The organism is Acidimicrobiia bacterium (assembly GCA_040881685.1).
Taxonomy (GTDB): Bacteria; Actinomycetota; Acidimicrobiia; order IMCC26256; family PALSA-555; genus SHVJ01.
The window spans coordinates 1-2,873 of record JBBECS010000028.1; the positions used below are offsets into that span (position 1 = coordinate 1).

Here is a 2,873-nt window from a genome sequence, read left to right on the forward strand (position 1 = left end):
ATCGAGGAGCTGTTCCTCGATCTCGACGCCGACGAGCACCAGGTCGGCTTCCCGATCGTGTACTCCAACGCCCGCACCGGGCGCGCGTCGCTCGACGCCACCGACCCCGACCTCCAGATGCCCGGCGCGGTCGGCGAGGGCGGCCTCAAGCCGCTGCTCGAGCTGCTCCTCGAGCACGTGCCCGCGCCGATGCACGACCCCGACCATCCGCTCCAGGCGCTCGTCACCAACCTCGACGCGTCGCCCTACGTCGGGCGCATCGCGCTGTGCCGGGTGCGCCACGGCACGCTGCGGCGTGGCGCGCCGGTGGCGTGGTGCCGCGCCGACGGCACCGTCGAGACCGTCAAGATCACCGAGCTCTACGTCGCCGAGGCGCTCGAGCGCGTCGACGCCGACGAGGCCGGGCCGGGCGAGATCGTCGCCATCGCCGGTCTCGCCGACGTGACCATCGGCGAGACCCTCGCCGACCCCGACGACCCGCGTCCGCTGCCCGTGATGCACATCGACGACCCGAGCCTGGCGATGACCATCGGCATCAACACCTCGCCGCTCGCCGGCACCGAGGGCGACAAGCTCACCGCGCGCCTCGTGAAGAGCCGCCTCGACACCGAGCTCGTCGGCAACGTGTCGCTGCGCGTGTGCCCCACCGAGCGTCCCGACGCGTGGGAGGTGCAGGGTCGCGGCGAGCTCCAGCTCGCGGTGCTCGTGGAGACCATGCGCCGCGAAGGCTTCGAGCTCACCGTGGGCAAGCCCGAGGTCGTCACCAAAGAAGTGGACGGCACGACGCACGAGCCGGTCGACCGGGTCGCGATCGACGTGCCCGAGGAGCACCTCGGCACCGTCACCCAGATGCTCTCGGTGCGCAAGGGCCGCCTCGAGCACATGGTGAACCACGGCACCGGCTGGGTGCGCATGGAGTACCTCGTGCCCGCGCGCGCCCTGGTGGGCTTCCGCACCGAGTTCCTCACCGAGACCCGCGGCACCGGGCTGCTGCACCAGGTGTTCGAGGGCTACGAGCCGTGGTTCGGCGCGCTGCGCACCCGCACCACCGGCTCGCTGGTGGCCGACCGCCGCGGCCTGACGACGGCCTACTCGCTCTTCGCCATCCAGGAGCGCGGCGAGACGTTCATCGGGCCCGGTGTGGAGGTGTACGAGGGGATGATCATCGGCGAGAACGCCCGCGCCGACGACATCGACGTGAACCCCACCAAGGAGAAGGAGCTCACCAACCACCGCGCGTCGTCGGCCGACAAGCTGGTGCGCCTGGCGCCGCCGCGCCCGGTGTCGCTCGAGCAGGCCCTCGAGCTCATCGCGGTCGACGAGGTGGTCGAGGTCACGCCCCAGAACATCCGCCTGCGCAAGGCCGAGCTCAGTCAGACCAAGCGTGGCCGCGCCACGAAACGAGCCAAGGTGGGCGCAGCGCCGGGGTAGCCGGCTCAAGAGCGCGGTCTGATTGGTCGATCTGGCTCCATGGAGCTTCGACGCCGGCTGGTGTTCTCGTTGGTGATCGCGGTCGCGGCGCTCGCCGGGGCGGCATGTGTCCCCAAGGTGCCGACGCCCGCGCCGGGGCCGCCGGGCGCGCCGTCGGCCGGCGCCGCAGCAGCCGTTGCGTACGCGAAAGCGCAGGTCGGTGTCGCGTACTGCCATGCCGGCACCGGCCCGACGTGCTTCGACTGCTCCGGGCTCACGCAACAGGCCTGGAAGGCGGGCGGGCTGACCATCCCGCGCACGTCGGGCGCGCAGTTCGCCGCCTACCCTCAAGTGCCCCTCGACCAGCTCCAACCCGGCGACTTGCTCTTCCCGGCTGATCCCGCGCAGCACGTGGGGATCTACATCGGCCCCGGGATGATGGTGCACGCCACGAAGCCCGGGAGCACCGTCAAGGAAGTCGCCATCGCGACGTACGGCGTCACGCAGGCCGTCCGCCCGGGCTGAGCCCGCATCTGCCGGCAATAGCTACGAGCAGAAGCTGCCGGTCTTCACTCCCAACCGGGTCCCGTCGAACGGCCTCGGGTACCGGAGTCGTTCGCGATCACGTTCTACGACGGCACGACCTCGCCGCACCCGTCCCACACGCCGGCGACGCCGTCGCACTTGGTCCCCGACCAATGGTTGCCGAGCTGACCGCCGTCGATCTTGAAGTCGCTCTCGGTCGAGTACTCGACGTCAGCCGAGCTGGGCGCGCGCTGCGTCGGCTTCTTCGGGGGTGAGCATGCCGGCGCTCACCGCGTCGTTCAGCGCGCTGTCGAGCTCCGCCGCGCTCATGGCGCCGCTCTGGGTCGCGGAGATCCACGCGTTCACCATCATGTTGCGGTTCGCCTCGGGCATCGCGTTGTGGACGGTCTCCTGGGTTGTCGCCCCCATCACCGCGTCGCCCGCCGGCACGTCGCCCGGCGCGTCGTCGACCTGCTCGGTCGGCGCCGACGCGTCCCACGAGTCCCAGTCGATCGCGGCCTTCTTGGGGTCCGACGGGTGCACCTTCACCGGCACGACCGTGCCCGGGCCGACGGAGCCGATGAGCTTCACCGGGATCCGGAACAGGCCTTGGAGGTCGTACGGTGCCTGGCCGTCGACGCGCACCTCGAGGGTGAACTCGTGCTGGGCTTTGCCGAACGTGGAGGCCTCGTCCATCTCGTAGAAGCTCTTCACGAGCGCCGTGGCCGGCGTCCCACTCTTGAGCAGCTTCTTGTAGCCCATGCCCAAGGCGTTCCATCCGTCGCGCGCGACGCCGCCGTGCATCTCCATGAGGGTTCCTCCGTCGGTCTCCCGGCGATCCTATGGCCGCGGGCAGGGGTCGGCGTCCGCCGGTGCGGCGCTACGAGGAGGCGCGACAATGGCGATTGATGAGACCCGGCGCTATGAGCTGCACGAAG

General features: G+C 70.8%; 3 protein-coding genes. 2 read left to right on the top strand and 1 reads right to left on the bottom strand.

Annotation, left to right across the window (positions count from 1 at the left end):
* A partial coding sequence (locus WEE69_06555; GenBank protein MEX1144947.1) for an EF-Tu/IF-2/RF-3 family GTPase occupies positions 1 to 1,431 on the top strand: 1,431 nt, incomplete at its 5' end.
* Positions 1,432 to 1,470: 39 nt separating this feature from the next.
* Complete coding sequence (locus tag WEE69_06560) at positions 1,471 to 1,935, top strand: C40 family peptidase (GenBank protein ID MEX1144948.1); 465 nt, start codon at positions 1,471 to 1,473, stop codon at positions 1,933 to 1,935.
* Positions 1,936 to 2,166: 231 nt separating this feature from the next.
* Here the strand turns inward: WEE69_06560 and WEE69_06565 are convergent, their stop codons facing one another.
* A complete protein-coding gene (locus WEE69_06565; protein MEX1144949.1) occupies positions 2,167 to 2,745 on the bottom strand; it encodes a hypothetical protein in 579 nt (192 codons plus the stop codon).
* Between the last annotated feature and the right edge of the window lie 128 nt (positions 2,746 to 2,873).

Excerpts from the sequence above, each read along its gene's own strand:
- WEE69_06565 (MEX1144949.1), bottom strand. The coding sequence starts at position 2,745 with ATGGAGATGCACGGCGGCGTCGCGCGCGACGGATGGAACGCCTTGGGC.
- WEE69_06560 (MEX1144948.1), top strand. The coding sequence starts at position 1,471 with ATGGAGCTTCGACGCCGGCTGGTGTTCTCGTTGGTGATCGCGGTCGCG.